The following is a 15,094-nucleotide window of genomic DNA, read 5'->3' as shown; positions in this document are numbered from 1 at the left end:
TTTGTTCATATCCCTCTTTAAAGAGCTTGGTGTTGTGCGCAACAAAAAAAGTAGAAATATTGAATAAGGAGGGAATGGATGTATTAAATCCGAGCTCTCTGTAAGCCCTGAACAAACCACAGTGGAGCAAGTACATCACCAAATTGACTTACCTATATTATACCGGTTAATTGACATTTCATTTCAAACGATCTTGTATTGGATTTTTCTACAATTGATAAAGCAATTTCAAGTAGGCAATATGGACACGAAAATAGCAGTCATGCTTTGATAGTGAGCCCTAAAGCAAATTATCAATTGCACCAATTAGTAAAAAAATGTCATTATTTTTGAGTAATTGACAGTTTATCCAATAGGTTGCAAAATATTTTCGAAGTCCTGGGACAGTTTACTTTTTAGGTGTTTTTACTTCAATATGGTCTTTTCAATGCTGGTTATGCAAGATCCCAGGTCAAGCTAATTAGTGGAGATATATCGATGGCAAAACAACGAGTTATATATTTTATTTCATTTGTTTTACACTTTACTGTGGTTTTCCCTGGTTACAGTTTAAATCTAAATTCTCTTCTTCCTGATGAACAAAATACGGTACAAGTTTTTCATGATGCATCACCTAAAGTAGTTTATGTTCACAGATTGGCGACAGTTACTAACTCTTCACTTGAAAGAATGGAAATTAAAAATGGAGCTGGTTCTGGTATTATCTGGGATAACAGCGGGCATATTGTTACAAATTATCATGTTATTAAGGGAGCGGATAAGCTGGCAATTACTCTGGGCAAAATGACAGTCCCTGCAAAAATAGTTGGAGCAGAGCCTCGTAAAGACATTGCAGTTTTAAAAATTGAAGCACCACAAGCTCTGGATTTATTAAAGCAATTTACGCCTTTTCAAATAGTACATCTTAATGATCTCATAGTGGGCCAAAAAGCGATTGCAATAGGTAATCCTTATGGTTTGGATCATAGCTTATCTAAAGGAGTTATTTCGGCTTTGGGTAGAAAAGTTCCTGGGATCGGTGGAGTTACGATTCGGAATATGATTCAAACAGATACTCCAATTAATCCCGGTAACTCTGGCGGACCATTATTGAACAGTGCTGGACAGTTAATTGGAATGAACACCATGATTTACTCTCATTCAGGTTCATCTGCTGGGATTGGTTTTGCAGTTCCTGCTGATGATATTGAACGTATCGTAACGCAAATTATCAAAAATGGGCGAGTGATATTGTCTGGGATAGGTATTCAAAGTGTTCCATCTACTATTGCACGTCAATTGGGTATACATAAAGGGATCTTGATTGCAGATGTCTTACCTAATACTCCAGCTGCTCAAGCACATTTAAGAGGTACTCATCGAGATGATTGGGGACGAATCGTATTAGGTGATATTATCGTTGCGCTAAATGGTCACGCAGTTCGTAACTATGATGCGTTATATAATATGCTTACGGAAATAAAAGTAGGGGACCAAGTCACTGTTTCGATTGTGCGTGCTAATAAGCAAATGGATATACAAGTGAATACTATAGATATCGCTGGAGTTTAGGCTGTAAACACCTCTATTTACAGGCTGTTCAACACCGCTCCTAAACTGGCGAGAAAGCGTCGGTTTTCCGTGGTCCCTTGCTCCTTAAAATGGCTATGCTCAGATTCAATTGGAACACAATTAAACTTAGTCCGAAGTCAAAACTTAAGGTGGTAAAATCCTTAAAATTCAAGCGTTTCCTTTGATTCACCAGATGAATCAAGGAGACCTTGTTCTATTAATGTATTACATACTTGCTTTATCGTATCAAAAGAAAAGCTCCGGCCACTTAAAAAGCGATACAGTCGTGTTTTCTTTTGCTCAGATGATTCGCTACTCATACCTCTCATTTTTCGACGCGCTTCATCCAGTGCTCTAGAGTATTCATCGCCAACCCTTTGAAGTGCTTGATGAATGGCTTCATTACTGATTCCTTTTTGGCGCAGTACTTGTGTAATAAATCGGTTACCTTTATGTGCATAACTAGCGGCTAAAGTTTGAGCTGTATGGTCGTCATTGAGTAAATGAAGCTCCTTAAGTCGATTTATTGTTGACTCTATCACTTTGTCAATCTCTAGATGGTTTGAAAAACTTTTTTCTAACTGTTGCCTTAATTCATGTTCTGTATGGTGGCGCTCTGATAACAATTTAATTGCAACTTCGAGCAAGTGATTCATGATGTATTCATTCCTCTTAGCAATAACAATGTACACCCTATATGGGGTCTAAAATATGGCGCGCAAGGATAATCGATTTATTTCTAAGAGGGCAAGAAAAAATTTTTTGGACCCTTGAAATGAACCCATCACGACCCTATTTTTAGATTATCCAAAAACACTAAACAAGAAGATACTATGAATACTTTACGAAGAAGATTACCTATGTATCAAGAAATGAATCTACTGGAAAACTTTTTTAATCCACAACGAGAGGATGCCTCATTTATTGAAACAAGTACCTGGTCTTGTGGATATTAAAGAAGAAAAAACCGATTTGTTGTGCTTGCTGATATTCCCGGTGTAAAAAAAGAAGACATCGATATTTCTTTGGAGCAACATGTGTTGGCTTTAAAAGGAAAGCGTTATTTTGAAAAGTCAGAAGAGTGATTGTTTATGCAGCGCAGGTTTGGCAAAGGCTTCGTTGTTCCGGTACGATTGAATGCTAAATTTTTTCTAAAATTATTTTAATAATTATCTTGAAATTAGAACCGATAATCCCTATTAAGAATCTCTATGCATTTTATGAAGAGTAACTATTTAAAAAGTAAATATACATTTCATCTCTTACCATTAAATTGAAATTTTTTTTTGTTTTATTTTTAAAATTTAAAATTAAGAGGATTTAAGCCATGTCATCAGCTCAAATAACATTTCGTTCTGCTTCATACTCATCAGCAATTAAATGCAATCTAGATAAGCTATTCAAAAATAGCAAATACATTTATTGAAAAATAAAGAATTCTAGAATGCAAATCAATGCTCAGTATTAACTATTATGCGAAGCAACTAGGAGTTGTAGACATAAATTAGGCGAAATGCTATGAAAGAAAATAAAAAAACTATAAATCAATATGAATATCCAAATTTCATGGAAAGTGCGCTTGCCATTCATGGTTCAGTTACTCCTCGAGTATGGAAGAAAGTTTTGGCGGTATGTATTTACGCGTGTTTTGTTTCTTTACTAAGTATTTTTGTTCCCTGGTTGTCTCTTCCTATAAGCCCCTTTGAGTACGCTGGGGTAATCATGGGATTAATTTTAGTTTTTCGTGTCAATGCGGGATACGACCGCTGGTGGGAAGCAAGAAAACTATGGGGCAATGTGGTTAATTGCAGTAGAAACTTGGCAATTTTTATAATAAGTTATGTTGACACTTCAAATAGAGGCGAGATAGGTAAAATTCTCGGTTTAATTGCAGCAATGCCTTATCTTATGAAGAATAGCCTTAGAGGGGCTTCTTCTATAGAGGAAGTAAAACACTTATTATGTGAGGATACCTATGCTGAATTACAGCAGTGGCAACATAAACCTAATTTAATTTCGTCAAAGCTAGCCTTTATGTTGTCGCAGATGCAAGATAGTGGCAAATTAAATCAGTTTTCTTTTTTGAAAGCAGAAGAGCTTCGAGGAGCAATTCTGGATTGTCAAGGTGCGTGCGAACGGATATTAAAAACGCCCATGCCTTTTGTTATGGCAATTAAATCACGTCGATTTATCCTTTTATTTTTAATTATACTTCCTGTAGCTCTAGTTAATTACTCTCTATATATTAATCCTATTATCGTGACTTTGGTCGCCTATGCTCTTTTTTCATTAGACCAAATAGGAGTAGAGCTACAGAATCCTTTTTCAATTGATAATTTGAGCCATTTACCTCTGAATGATATTTGCAGCACCATAGAGAATAACGTCATGGAAATTAAAAAAAACAAGTTAAATAATTAAATTATTAGATTGGAGCATTTATGAAAACGATTAGCAGAATCAAGAAACCATTAAAATTATTGGTGGTTTGTACGATGTTGCCTCTGGCGAAGTCCTATTTTTTGATGAGTAAGATAGAGTCGGGTTATGACTATTAGCTCATAACTACTTATCCAAATAACTTGAATTTTTGATATTCCAATTCCGAAAGGAGATTTAGATGAATAAGAAACTACTTTCTATTTTAATCGCTGTTCCGCTTATCACTATGATATCAGCAGGAGCCATAGCATTTGAGGCGAAACAAAATAATCAAGTGCAAAAGAGTAATCAGCAAGTAAACGTGGATCCCTTTGATAATGATCCTTTCTTTAAATCACCTAACGATATTTTGAAGCAAATGGATCAAATGCAACGAGCTATGGATCAATTTATGAAAAGTCAATTTTCACAAATGCAACATAACTTGGTGAGTCAACCCAATCAAATGCCTTTTGGTAGTACAAATAATATTGAAATTAAAGAAAGTAAAAATGAGATCATATATAAAGTAAAATTACCAAAAGGTGCTGACAGTAAAGTCGATGTCTCCGTGAAAGGGGGGCAATTGATAGTGAGCTCGAACGTAACACAAAAAATTACGCGTGAACAAGATAATAACAAAAGTGTAAGCTACTCTCAAAGTAATTACAGTCAAGCATTTGAATTACCAAAGGGTTATGATCCGAATTCAATGACCACAAAAACGAAAGATTCAAATTTGATTGTTACTTTCAAAAAATCAATAGCGACATCTCCAGTACTTTAAGAAAATATAAGTGCAAACTATTTAGAGTAACGCCAGTTTTTGTTTGTGGCGTTACTCTATTCAATTCTATGAGTTTATTATGATAAATTAGAACATTATAGATTACTTCTTTATTCGACTCCCTAAGACAAATTATCCAAAGCTGATTATTAATCATCATGAGGCGAGTAGGAGGGTTTTAAATTATTACAATCAGTTAAAAAGGAAGTAATTCAAATGACCACTGCTTTTTTTATTTTTGGCTTTGGCTACACTGCCAATCGGCTTGCTGAGAAACTGATTCAGTTAGGTTTTGCGGTTGTTGGTACAACACGTCAAGAAAGAAAGAAAACAACGAATCATTCTCCTGTAATCACACTTATTGATTTTGAGGCTTCAGATATTAAATATTACCTCAGTCAATCTACCCACATTTTGATTAGTGTCCCACCTATACCAGGTATTGGTGATCTCATATTATCTAATTATTCGGACTTGATTAAGCAGTATGCTGCACATATTGAGTGGATAGGCTATTTATCTTCTACAGGGGTTTATGGAAACTATCAAGGAAATTGGGTTGATGAATCAAGTATCTGCAGACCACAGAGCTCATCAGGAATTTTACGTTTGGAAGCAGAAAATGCATGGCTTTCTTATGCAAGATACAACAAACTTCCATTACATATTTTCAGATTAGCGGGAATTTATGGACCGGAAAGAAATCCTCTTGAACGGATTCAATCTGGGAAAAAATACAGTATTTATAAAGAAGGACAGATGTTTTCACGTGTTCATGTTGATGATATTGTGTCAATACTCCTTGCCTCAATAAAAAAAACCAATCCTTTGTCCATTTATAATGTAGCTGATGATGAACCAGCTGCATCTCATGTGGTTGATGCATATGCGGCTTCGTTACTTAAGCAGGTTCCATTGCCTTTAATTTTGTTTGAAGAGGCATCATTATCACCAAAGGAACAAGAGTTTTATTTAAGCAATCGTCGTGTGTCTAATGAAAAAATAAAAAGGGAGTTAAATATTGTTTTTCGCTATCCTTCATTTCGTGAGGGGCTATCGAAAATTTGGAGCGATGATTTTGAACAAAATGAACGGAATTAAATTGATTGGTTGGATTTTATCTTTTGAACTAATAGGTTTCTTCTTAGGTTTATTAACCCAAGCGAATATTTATTCTTGGTATGAAGGGCTTCATAAATCAACTCTAACTCCTCCAGGTTGGGTTTTTTCTGTGGTTTGGTCCATATTATATGCATTTCTTGCGATTATTGGGTTTAGGTTATGGCAAAATCGCAGCAGACCCCAAATTAAAATGGTATTTAATCTGTATCTAGTACAACTCATTATGAATTGGGTCTGGACACCACTTTTTTTTCAACTACATTGGATTGGATTTAGTTTTTTATGGATAGTAGTCATGATTAGTTTAAATGCACTCATTATCCTAAAAATTAAAAATATGGATAAAGGGATTGCATTACTATTAACTCCTTATTTCGTATGGCTTATTTTTGCTGGCTATCTTAATGGGATGATATGGATTCTCAATACAAAGACCTAGGGGCGACCTGAAATAAGCCAATACTTCTTGTGTCTTAGCTAGGATTTGTTTTTTATAAAGGTTTATTTTGCCAATTTATATGTGCATAGGGAGTGAAATATAAGCTAATTGATTATTTAGTAAGTAAAAGCCAATTAGCTATTTACCTTATGAAAAACATGAGTGCTTGCATCAGAGCCGTTGGCATCATGTTATCAAGTTTGTTTTAATGCCATCACATGACGAGCTTGAACTGGTTTAAGGTGAAGGAATTTGGGCTTGTTCTAACTCAATTCCTACATTAGGGTGTATCAAAATAATACACCCTGAAAGATAGTGCTTTTACATGAAGTAAGCGAGGATTATATAAATGCTCTAACTAATGTTCCTGTAAAACTCAATGAAAATCCCCAATAAGAGATCCCAGCTTATTCAGTTACTGAAATATCAATTTTTTTCGGAGCCGCTTTTTCTTTCTTAGGAATAATTATTTCTAAAACGCCATTAGTATAACGAGCACTAATTTGGTTATCGTCAGCCGTTTCAGGCAAGTAAAAGCGCCGATAAAATTGACCATAAACTCTTTCTCTCCGGGTATAAGTCTTTTGATTTTCTGTTTTTTCAATATTTCGTTCACCTTTTATGGTGAGTACATGGTTTTCTAACGAAATATTCATATCTTCTTTTTTTACTCCAGGAAGATCTGCAATCACAAGAAAACGCTCACTTTCCTCTTTAAGATCAACAGATGGTGCCCATGAGCTGGTCTCAATAAATGAGGTATCGCTTTCATCCTGACTTTGTACCGTATTAAAAAATTGTTCTAATAAACTTCCTACAACGTTATTTGCAGGAAAATAATTTCTTCGAACTAACTTAGTCATCACATTCTCCTATAATTTTGTTTGGAATACTCTGTAGATAGGGGTAACCGATTAAATTTCAAGAGATAAAGAGAACTATTTTTAATCTATTGTAGTAAGACAAAACACACCTAAAAAAAGTTTTGCCCCTATTTTGAGCTTGACAGCATATGCTGGGTTTCGCCTTGAGTGAACCGCTCGACCAACACCAAACCAAAGCTAGGGCAAATAACATTGAGGTTATGCGATGCAAAAAACAGTTATTAAGACAAACTGCCAACAAATTTTAAATACAGATAATTGGTGGCTATAATAAAATTATAAAAGTAAAAAGTCTCAAAGGATCTGATTATGTTTTTCAAGCCAGAGAAGCAGACTGATACGGTGAAGTTCATGATTTGTAGTACGGTTGAAGGACAAATAGCTAGAGCGAGCTATATGGAACCTGGTCAAAGTAAAACAGGGATGGTATTGTTTTCTGGCGATTTCCAATCATGTATTGGCCTATTAGCCATGCTTAAAAATGGTCAGTTTGTTTTGTATCATGCAAGAAGCTCTTCAACGAGTTCACCACCATATAATAAGTTTATCAGCCAGATAAAAGATAACGCTGATACAATTTGGGTTTTCAAAAAAGATAGACATAATGAAGATGTAGTGGAAAAGTTTGCTATGGACATTAGTAATAATGCAAACTGCCAAGATATTCATATTATTCCTGTTAATCAATATCAATACATCGCCGTTGATGGTAAAAAAAAGACCGTGACCTTTGCTGTAGAGCAAACACCGTATAAATTTGATTCTGATGCTAACGTGACTGATTTAACTTACTCTGGAGACATGTGTCCGCTTGATACTAATGAAGAGTTAGTATATAGAGTGCAAAACACAAAATAAAAACCTTCCTAGCCAAACGGTTTACCTTTTTTATGTTCAATAAAATCTTTTTGAGAAAAATCCTCTTTACTACCGATCTTACCTTTCTCACTTAAAAGATTAAGATTTTCTGGTGATGCTAATTTGTCATAGAGCTTGACTAAGCTTAGCTATTAATTTAGAAAAATTCTAATTCAATTTTGATTTTTATACATACTTTAAGCACTGAATAAAATATGGGTTTGCTTTAAATATAAGGACCTTGCCTTGAAAAAAAGACAATAAAACGTAGAGCCCTTAATAAATAGTTAATATTTGCACTATATGATTATAGATAATCCATTTGAGGGCGAGAAGTATGTCACAGTCTAAGGAAGAGCAACTCAAAATAGTTGATGAGGTTCAACTTCTTCTCAACGAATTACGTAGCTTAAAAAATACTCAATTTCATAGACTCAAGCAACCTGAGTTTGGGCAAATGGTATTTAATGGAATTGTTAAAAAGTTTTCTCCCTTCGCAACTGCCAATAAACTTTTCACTTCATTAATACCGACTGAACGGCCTGAGCAAAAATCAGATTTAGAAGTGGATGAGGTAAATGAACTTTGGAGAGAGCTTTGGGGGATTTTTTCTCAACTAGAATTAGACATTAACTCAATTGCCTCACTTCCAGAAAAAGAGCGTCTTCCCCAGCAAAAAGCAATTTTTACAGAAGCCTTAAAACAAATAGGTCCCAAATTCGCAAGAGCAATTGAGATCGATACCGATATAAAATCCTTTGAGTACAGTGAGAAGATCTCATATGCTGAGATGCAATCCCTTGCACAAAAAAAGATGGCATTCATTAAGAAACAATTAGAAAGTGAACTTAGTGTTGACCCTTTAAAACAAAAATGGAAGGAAGTCGAACAAATTATCAATAAGGAGTTTCAGCAAGAGCTACCCATAACCAGCGATTATGTGAATCTTTTAAACGCACTTCACCAATTAGAAGATATTGAAAAAATACCTCGGAACCGGGTGCCTAATGCACAAAAAATTGAGAAAGTAGCTAGAAAGAAAAAAAGTAAAGTTGGGAAAATTGTAGACGGTGTTGAGGATCAGACTCGGTCGCTTTCAGAATTAAACGCCTCATTAATTTCTACAATTATCAGCAATTTAGAAGTTCTTCACATGTTAGAAACGACACAATGGAAGGAGCTTAAGCTTAAATCCTTCCCTCAAAATGAAGCGATTAGAAAGCTTGAAGATTTTTACCAAAAGGCCTTAGGCAGCTCTCCTATAACTATTTTGGAACGTTTTTCTCAATTCACTGTTAAAATTTGCGAATTAAAAAACGAAATGTTTGGTGAGGAAAGTGTAGAGGCAGAACAGTTAAAGAAAGAAGCAGATGCTCAATTACTGCAACTCGAAAAAGAGATGGATAACTTTTCTCAGGAAGCTGAGAAACTCCAGGCGATGAAATTGAATAGGGAGCAATATCTGCGAGCCGCGAATAAATTATTAGAAGAACAAAATAAATTATTGAAAGAAAGATTAGAAAAGATAAACCCTATAATCAATAACATCTTGGCAATCGATAAAATATTAATAGACTTCGATAAATCTGCTCAACAGGAAGAATTATTTTCTACAAAAAAAGCAGCGTTTTATGAGCGCTACGAGCCATTTTTAAACGAAGTAGCTGATTTTAAAAATGAACTGTTTTTAAGATTAAAGAATAAAAATGGTCCTGAAATTGAGGAACTAAAACAAGAATTGGAAGATCTAGTGCAACAGACCCTCAAAGCAGAGGAAAATATCCAGGAATCCAATAAACCCAATCTTGCGAATTACAGTAATCTATTAAACCACGTTTTTAAATTAGAAAAAGCTAATGAACGAGCCAGAAATATTTTCAAAAAAATTGAAGACAAAATTCCCGAACAAAAAAGAGAAAATCAAATAAGAGAGGAATTCTCAATGAAAAGAGATATTCTTCTGGAAATTAATGAAACTTTGCGATTACCTGATACTGAATTTAAAGTTCAAGAAGTACAACTCGAGATAATCAAGTTCCTGGATACCCAAATACCCCGCTTTGAAAAAAAGGTGAAACACGCACCTATCAATCAAGTTGAAGAGGAGTTAGAGGCCATTAATTCAACACTCGAGCAATTAGGTGTATCTCTCCTCAGGGCAAAAGTAACTCCAACAGTGGCTCAGCAACACTTTAAAATTTTATGTAACAAATATCGTTATAGCGGAGATCCTCTATTAAACACTATGGAACAGTTACGAGATGCGCCACATTGCCGAGATATCCGCGTAACAATCGATCTTAACGAAGATAAACGATTCAAAGGGGCGCTTCATAGAGAAGATTTTATTATTGCAACTGAAAACTATGACTTTGAAGAATGGACTAATGATCTAACTCTTTGGCCACGAGAAGAATTAGTCGCCTATTGCAAACAGCTTGTCGAATTTGCTGAGATCGCACTCATAGGAGGTATCGAGGCCTATTCGCGGCAATATAATCCAGAAGTAATTGCAGCATTTGAAGATGCAATGGCATTCGCTTCACCTTCCCAAGTGAATCCACTTACTCTATTCCGTCAAATGTCTGCATTTATTTCGGTTGCGGCTGATAATACAGATGAGCTTGACAGGTTGATTAAATCAATCTATTCAAGTTACTCAGATTTAAAAAGGGATTTTAAAAAACAATATCCCAGTGTCGACATAGAGGCTATGCCAACCTTTCTTACGGAACTGGAATTTTCAGAAGAAATTGTTAAGCAAATTAGCGATGAAAGACTTACTCAGATATTGATTGATGTCAATAATCAAGGTGATCTTGAAGCATTTTTGCGTCAAGAGCTGCAGACTTATCATTACCTACAGCGAGGCATGGAGCTTCCTGGTGGCGAGCAGGTTGAGCATTCTAATCACTTAGATTTATTGGCCTTACGAACCAGCAGGGATGTCATTGCGACCATTCTCAAAGCACATTACCTAACTGCAATTCAAAAGCAAATTGAAATTGAACAAGCCATCGCTCCCAAATCGAAAATAATGGACGATTTACTCAACTTAAAGAATTCTGTTGCATCTAATCCTATCCATGCTTTTCTTTCTAATAACTTATCAGGTGTAATAGAGAATAGACGACGCTCTGAGGATAAAGAATCTATAGAGAACAGATTACAAAAACTAAAAAACGAGCAAATTTATAATAGTTTTAATACACTCTATGAAATACAAATGGGTGCACTGGGACACTCTCTATCTCAAGACTTAGAGGATGACACGACAATAGATTCGTCAGAAAAGCTTAGTCGACTACAAGAAAAAATTAAAGCAAACGTCCAGAGACATCCTTTAGAGCAAACGTCGTTTTCTTTGAAAAAATTAGGATTTCCACAAGATTTTTATTCTTTCATTGAAAAAAATAAGGATTTTTTAAAGTGGACTGAATTTTTGCAAGAATCGTTGGGAAAAATGGAGGCTCCATTTCTTTCAAATGAGGATAAAGAATTCCTTCAAGAGGTCTCTCAACCTTCTTGGTTGAAGGACTTAAACGAAGAAATAAAAAGCATTATTTTAACTGAGCCCCAAGACGCAGAGCACTGTTTTAAACTAGTGGGCAGATTAAATGAGCTTTCAGCACAAGTTGAACGATTATCTGGAATTCAGAAAAAATGGATGCAGATGATTGATAGCGTATTAAAAGCTTACCCCAGTGAATCAAGGACTTATAATCCTCGTTTCCATGGAACACAACAAGCGGATGAATGGGGTCAAATCATTGGGGTTCTCAACAGCGAAACAGTAAAACAAAACTTAATACAATATCGATCTAATCGTGCTCAATTGGAAAAAATTAAGGAGCATGGTTTTGAAGTCGGGGTGGATTATAAAAATTTCTTAACAACGTTACAAGATAATAAACTCATTTTGAATGCAGGGCGTGAGACCTATAAAACGTTAAAAGACCTTCGCAAAAAGGAAGTCGGCGAATTACCTAAAAAATTGCTAGTAGCTATAGAAGTACTGGGTGAATTAAATGCTACAATTATCCATACTTACAGCAAAGATATGACTAAAGAGCAAAAAGCTTTATTGCGGGCTATAAATGGAAATATGGTTAATCTATGGCGAAATGGACAAAGAATATTTAACGATCTCGAAAACAGTTCTCTAGGTAGTGAGGAAATATGCGCAGCAATCACTGAGGCATCAGATTTTCTGACGAGTTTGCCTACTACTGTCTCTAGATGTTTTGATGAAGAACATTATAATCAGCTTAATGAAGCAGGCCTTGATGATATTGATAAAATTTATAATAGGGTTATGGAAGTCATAGCAGAGTTCTGTAAAGAATGGGAATTTGAGTTTGATTATCAACGCAGGGTAGGTCAAGGCACACAAAATTATAAGGATAGAATTAGCGCCATCACAAAGCAAATTGATGTTCCTGAAGAAGGATTAAATCTATCTAAGAAATAAATAGTTCATATTTTATCGAATACTTTGGATGAAGCGCTAGCAGCACGTTCTTTAATGTGCATTGGAGCTTGTTTCGGGATGTCGTGATAGTTCAGCGAAGGATTGTTCAATCATATATGGCTGTTTAGGATTATATTGCTCAAAGTGAGAAACAATGTCTAGATTAAGACTTGAAGGAACTGGCTCAAAGGCTAATTGCTGGGGTAGGGGGATGGAGCCCTAGTGAAATGCTTATTAATATATCGCGTTAATACTCCCGACTTTAAAAAGCGACTCTTTTCATAATCATGGGTAGGCAGATGCTCTAATACAAGTAAACAGCGTTAATTGTCAAATTCTTGCACTGTGAACAATAAGCGGGGGCTATCACTTAGGCGAAAGCTATAAATACCATGGCCATGAAGTTTTCTTAATTACCACTCTGATAATCGCTTTCTAACAATTGGCGAATGGCTTTTGGGTGTTGGGCTAATAAATCTGCATTACCCAAGGTTCCTCGTTAGTAATATAATTTCACAGCAAATCTCTCACCAGTTCTTTTGCAATGCAATATATGCAATATAAAAGACAACGCTTAAGCAATTCTACTTACCATTCATCAATGTTCCAGAGAATTCACTTGTTTGTGAGCAGGGGTTAATTTCACAAAATGCGTAGCCCAATAAATTTTTTTTTAATCTTTAAATAATAAAATAAAAAGTACAAAATTTGCTCTTAAAGATCTAATTCAATTAATTATGTATTTATAATGGGCTATTTTGGAGCTGAACCCTGCTTAGCTGCTACTTAACTTAAACTTGAGTTTCAGGAAAAACAGCAGTCTTTAATATAAGGAAACAATCCATGAAAACCATGCAAGATCTCTTTAATTTTATTCGTCTTATGGCAGAAAACCCTTTAGATGAAATCTATCCACGTCATATCTGGGACTTTTTGGAGCAAAATCCAGAGTATGATATTAAAAGGGTACTTACCATAAAGGAGTTTGTTGAGCAGAGCTGCGGTATCACGGCTATGGGAATTGCTGCCGCCCTTGCTGGTTCAACGGCGAAGTGGTCAAAAATAAAAAATAAAGATCAATATTTGACAAATAATTATAGGTTATACACTAAAGAATCATTTTTTATTTATGAGTTTGGAATAAAGGTTGAAAACCGTGATACAGATCCTGTTGAGGAGCTGGATGGGCATAAATTTCTTGTTATTCAATATAAAGATAAAGACAACCAGCCTTGTTACACATTTTTACAAGCCTATGCTAAAAACTATTCCCTTGCCGATTTTTTGAAAAATGCAGAGCAAGGAACCATTAAACAGCATTTTACCCATGAGGAGTTTATGCAGTTTCTGACTGAATTGGATGGCTATGTTGCATCTGGAGAAATCAATACCAGTTTTAATAAGCAGTATTTTCACGCTGTTGCTGCTGATGCTCCAGTTAACATTAAGAAAAAACTTGAAATTTACAGTACCTCCTCCAATTTATTTCAGGTCGAGCTTGCCAACGACTGTTTTCAACGATATAAAAAGTCAGACCGTTACCCTGAATTTACGTTCATACCAAACAACCATACAGAAAGCATACAATTTCTGAATAACCCTTCTGATGAAGGGGGGGATGAGATCAAAGAGAAATGCCTTGTCGATACACCGGCCTATTTTGAACAACGAATGATTGCAAATGAATCATTAGAAAAGTTATTGAAAGAACCTTCTAATACAGCGAAAGTATCCCCTAGTCATTTTTTTTACCATCCTCATCAAACTCCGGTAGTGAGCGAGCCTGTGCAAAAAACTACTTTTACAGCATGAAGACAGTGTACTTTAGTGTCTTATAACAAGTGCACACAGCTAAGGATAGTTTTGAAAATAAAAATAGCCGCTAATTAGCGGCATTTATGCATCACTTCATCAAGCAACATAGCAGATTGTTTTTCTAATGCCTTAGAAAGGTTGTCCGAAAACAACTTTTACATACACACTAGGTCTTAAGCAGAATACCCTTTCAATATCCCTAACGGTGGTACGTTAAACCCGTTTATTATTTTTATTAGTTTGATTTTTTGGAGTTGGATTTGGGGAATTGTAGGTGCTTTTATTGCGATTCCGCTCATGGTAACGATCAAAGTTTCTATACAAAGTATCTTTCATGGGCGAGTTATTATCTGATTAATCAGCTCTAAGTATTTGTTATGAGTTATTTCATTGAAAAATCAAAGCCTTAAAGAAAAATCTTACGTGCCTTATTTGCTTTATAGAATCCAATACCTATAGTTACTATATATAACCTCAGGATAATCAGACAAAGGAGTTGAAGATGAAGACTGCAAATCGTAATCACAAGTCTCATGTAAGAGCGGCAGCAAGTGACTTGTTAGATGAAGGGAAAAAATGGGCTAATGAAGTGCGTGAAGAAGGTGTGAATACAGTCAATAAAGCTGAAGAGAATATAAAAAGATATTCTGACCAGACATTGAAAAAAGTGCACGAATATCCTTTAGTCTCAGTATTACTTGCTGGCGGAATAGGCTATTTATTAGCCAAAATTTTGAAAAAATAAT

13 protein-coding genes and 1 pseudogene are annotated in these 15,094 nt (G+C 35.2%); 12 read left to right on the top strand and 2 right to left on the bottom strand.

Annotated features, from left to right (window positions below):
• Nucleotides 1-477 precede the first annotated feature (477 nt).
• On the top strand, nt 478-1,551 hold the full coding sequence (locus BGO44_RS08885; RefSeq protein ID WP_058510479.1) for a S1C family serine protease: 1,074 nt from the start codon (nt 478-480) through the stop codon (nt 1,549-1,551).
• A 161-nt stretch (nt 1,552-1,712) separates the two neighbouring features.
• On the opposite strand, the gene BGO44_RS08880 is transcribed toward BGO44_RS08885, so the two are convergent.
• Entirely contained in the window at nt 1,713-2,207 is a 495-nt protein-coding gene (locus tag BGO44_RS08880; protein ID WP_273198014.1) for a regulatory protein RecX, read from the bottom strand.
• Nucleotides 2,208-2,384: 177 nt separating this feature from the next.
• On the opposite strand from BGO44_RS08880, the gene BGO44_RS08875 reads away from it, so the two are divergent.
• From BGO44_RS08875 to BGO44_RS08850, 6 genes and pseudogenes are all read left to right on the top strand, one after another.
• Nucleotides 2,385-2,507 (top strand): hypothetical protein, encoded by a 123-nt coding sequence (locus BGO44_RS08875; RefSeq protein ID WP_273198012.1) that lies wholly within the window; start codon nt 2,385-2,387, stop codon nt 2,505-2,507.
• A 15-nt stretch (nt 2,508-2,522) separates the two neighbouring features.
• A pseudogene (locus tag BGO44_RS08870) lies at nt 2,523-2,636 on the top strand (Hsp20 family protein); the annotation flags it as partial.
• Nucleotides 2,637-3,069: 433 nt separating this feature from the next.
• Nucleotides 3,070-3,972, top strand: coding sequence for a bestrophin family protein (locus tag BGO44_RS08865; protein WP_273198010.1), 903 nt, complete (start codon nt 3,070-3,072; stop codon nt 3,970-3,972).
• A 199-nt stretch (nt 3,973-4,171) separates the two neighbouring features.
• The gene (locus BGO44_RS08860) at nt 4,172-4,759 is read left to right on the top strand and encodes an Hsp20/alpha crystallin family protein (protein ID WP_273198008.1); all 588 of its coding nucleotides are present in this window, start codon (nt 4,172-4,174) and stop codon (nt 4,757-4,759) included.
• A 216-nt stretch (nt 4,760-4,975) separates the two neighbouring features.
• Nucleotides 4,976-5,860 (top strand): SDR family oxidoreductase, encoded by an 885-nt coding sequence (locus tag BGO44_RS08855; RefSeq protein ID WP_058510474.1) that lies wholly within the window; start codon nt 4,976-4,978, stop codon nt 5,858-5,860.
• Nucleotides 5,838-6,320 carry a TspO/MBR family protein gene (locus BGO44_RS08850; protein ID WP_058511684.1) on the top strand — a complete coding sequence of 161 codons (483 nt, stop codon included), beginning with the start codon at nt 5,838-5,840 and terminating at the stop codon, nt 6,318-6,320. Before BGO44_RS08855 ends, BGO44_RS08850 begins: the two co-directional genes overlap by 23 nt.
• Before the next feature lie 407 nt (nt 6,321-6,727).
• Here BGO44_RS08850 and BGO44_RS08845 read toward each other — a convergent pair whose 3' ends face one another.
• The gene (locus BGO44_RS08845; protein WP_058510473.1) at nt 6,728-7,183 is read right to left on the bottom strand and encodes an Hsp20/alpha crystallin family protein; all 456 of its coding nucleotides are present in this window, start codon (nt 7,181-7,183) and stop codon (nt 6,728-6,730) included.
• A gap of 330 nt (nt 7,184-7,513) precedes the next feature.
• On the opposite strand from BGO44_RS08845, the gene BGO44_RS08840 reads away from it, so the two are divergent.
• The 5 genes from BGO44_RS08840 (at nt 7,514) to BGO44_RS08825 (ending at nt 15,093) form a co-directional block, all read left to right on the top strand.
• Nucleotides 7,514-8,062 (top strand): hypothetical protein, encoded by a 549-nt coding sequence (locus tag BGO44_RS08840; protein ID WP_058510472.1) that lies wholly within the window; start codon nt 7,514-7,516, stop codon nt 8,060-8,062.
• A 337-nt stretch (nt 8,063-8,399) separates the two neighbouring features.
• Nucleotides 8,400-12,533: a synaptonemal complex protein 1 gene (locus tag BGO44_RS08835; RefSeq protein WP_273198007.1), complete on the top strand. Its 4,134-nt coding sequence runs from the start codon at nt 8,400-8,402 to the stop codon at nt 12,531-12,533.
• 843 nt (nt 12,534-13,376) lie between these two features.
• Nucleotides 13,377-14,345 (top strand): hypothetical protein, encoded by a 969-nt coding sequence (locus BGO44_RS08830; RefSeq protein ID WP_273198006.1) that lies wholly within the window; start codon nt 13,377-13,379, stop codon nt 14,343-14,345.
• A gap of 198 nt (nt 14,346-14,543) precedes the next feature.
• Complete coding sequence (locus tag BGO44_RS18570; RefSeq protein ID WP_353743536.1) at nt 14,544-14,702, top strand: AI-2E family transporter; 159 nt, start codon at nt 14,544-14,546, stop codon at nt 14,700-14,702.
• Nucleotides 14,703-14,850: 148 nt separating this feature from the next.
• Nucleotides 14,851-15,093: a hypothetical protein gene (locus BGO44_RS08825; RefSeq protein ID WP_273198004.1), complete on the top strand. Its 243-nt coding sequence runs from the start codon at nt 14,851-14,853 to the stop codon at nt 15,091-15,093.
• Nucleotide 15,094 lies beyond the last annotated feature (1 nt).

The organism is Legionella sp. 39-23 (assembly GCF_001897665.1).
Lineage (GTDB): Bacteria > Pseudomonadota > Gammaproteobacteria > Legionellales > Legionellaceae > Legionella > Legionella steelei.
Note: the sequence above shows the minus strand (reverse complement) of the source record. Positions and strands in the feature narration are given on the sequence as shown.

Coding starts and splice junctions, on each gene's coding strand:
- BGO44_RS08875 (WP_273198012.1), top strand. CDS start 2,385: ATGAATACTTTACGAAGAAGATTACCTATGTATCAAGAAATGAATCTA.
- BGO44_RS08835 (WP_273198007.1), top strand. CDS start 8,400: ATGTCACAGTCTAAGGAAGAGCAACTCAAAATAGTTGATGAGGTTCAA.
- BGO44_RS08880 (WP_273198014.1), bottom strand. CDS start 2,207: ATGAATCACTTGCTCGAAGTTGCAATTAAATTGTTATCAGAGCGCCAC.
- BGO44_RS08885 (WP_058510479.1), top strand. CDS start 478: ATGGCAAAACAACGAGTTATATATTTTATTTCATTTGTTTTACACTTT.
- BGO44_RS08865 (WP_273198010.1), top strand. CDS start 3,070: ATGAAAGAAAATAAAAAAACTATAAATCAATATGAATATCCAAATTTC.
- BGO44_RS08825 (WP_273198004.1), top strand. CDS start 14,851: ATGAAGACTGCAAATCGTAATCACAAGTCTCATGTAAGAGCGGCAGCA.
- BGO44_RS08845 (WP_058510473.1), bottom strand. CDS start 7,183: ATGACTAAGTTAGTTCGAAGAAATTATTTTCCTGCAAATAACGTTGTA.
- BGO44_RS08830 (WP_273198006.1), top strand. CDS start 13,377: ATGAAAACCATGCAAGATCTCTTTAATTTTATTCGTCTTATGGCAGAA.
- BGO44_RS08855 (WP_058510474.1), top strand. CDS start 4,976: ATGACCACTGCTTTTTTTATTTTTGGCTTTGGCTACACTGCCAATCGG.
- BGO44_RS08860 (WP_273198008.1), top strand. CDS start 4,172: ATGAATAAGAAACTACTTTCTATTTTAATCGCTGTTCCGCTTATCACT.
- BGO44_RS08840 (WP_058510472.1), top strand. CDS start 7,514: ATGTTTTTCAAGCCAGAGAAGCAGACTGATACGGTGAAGTTCATGATT.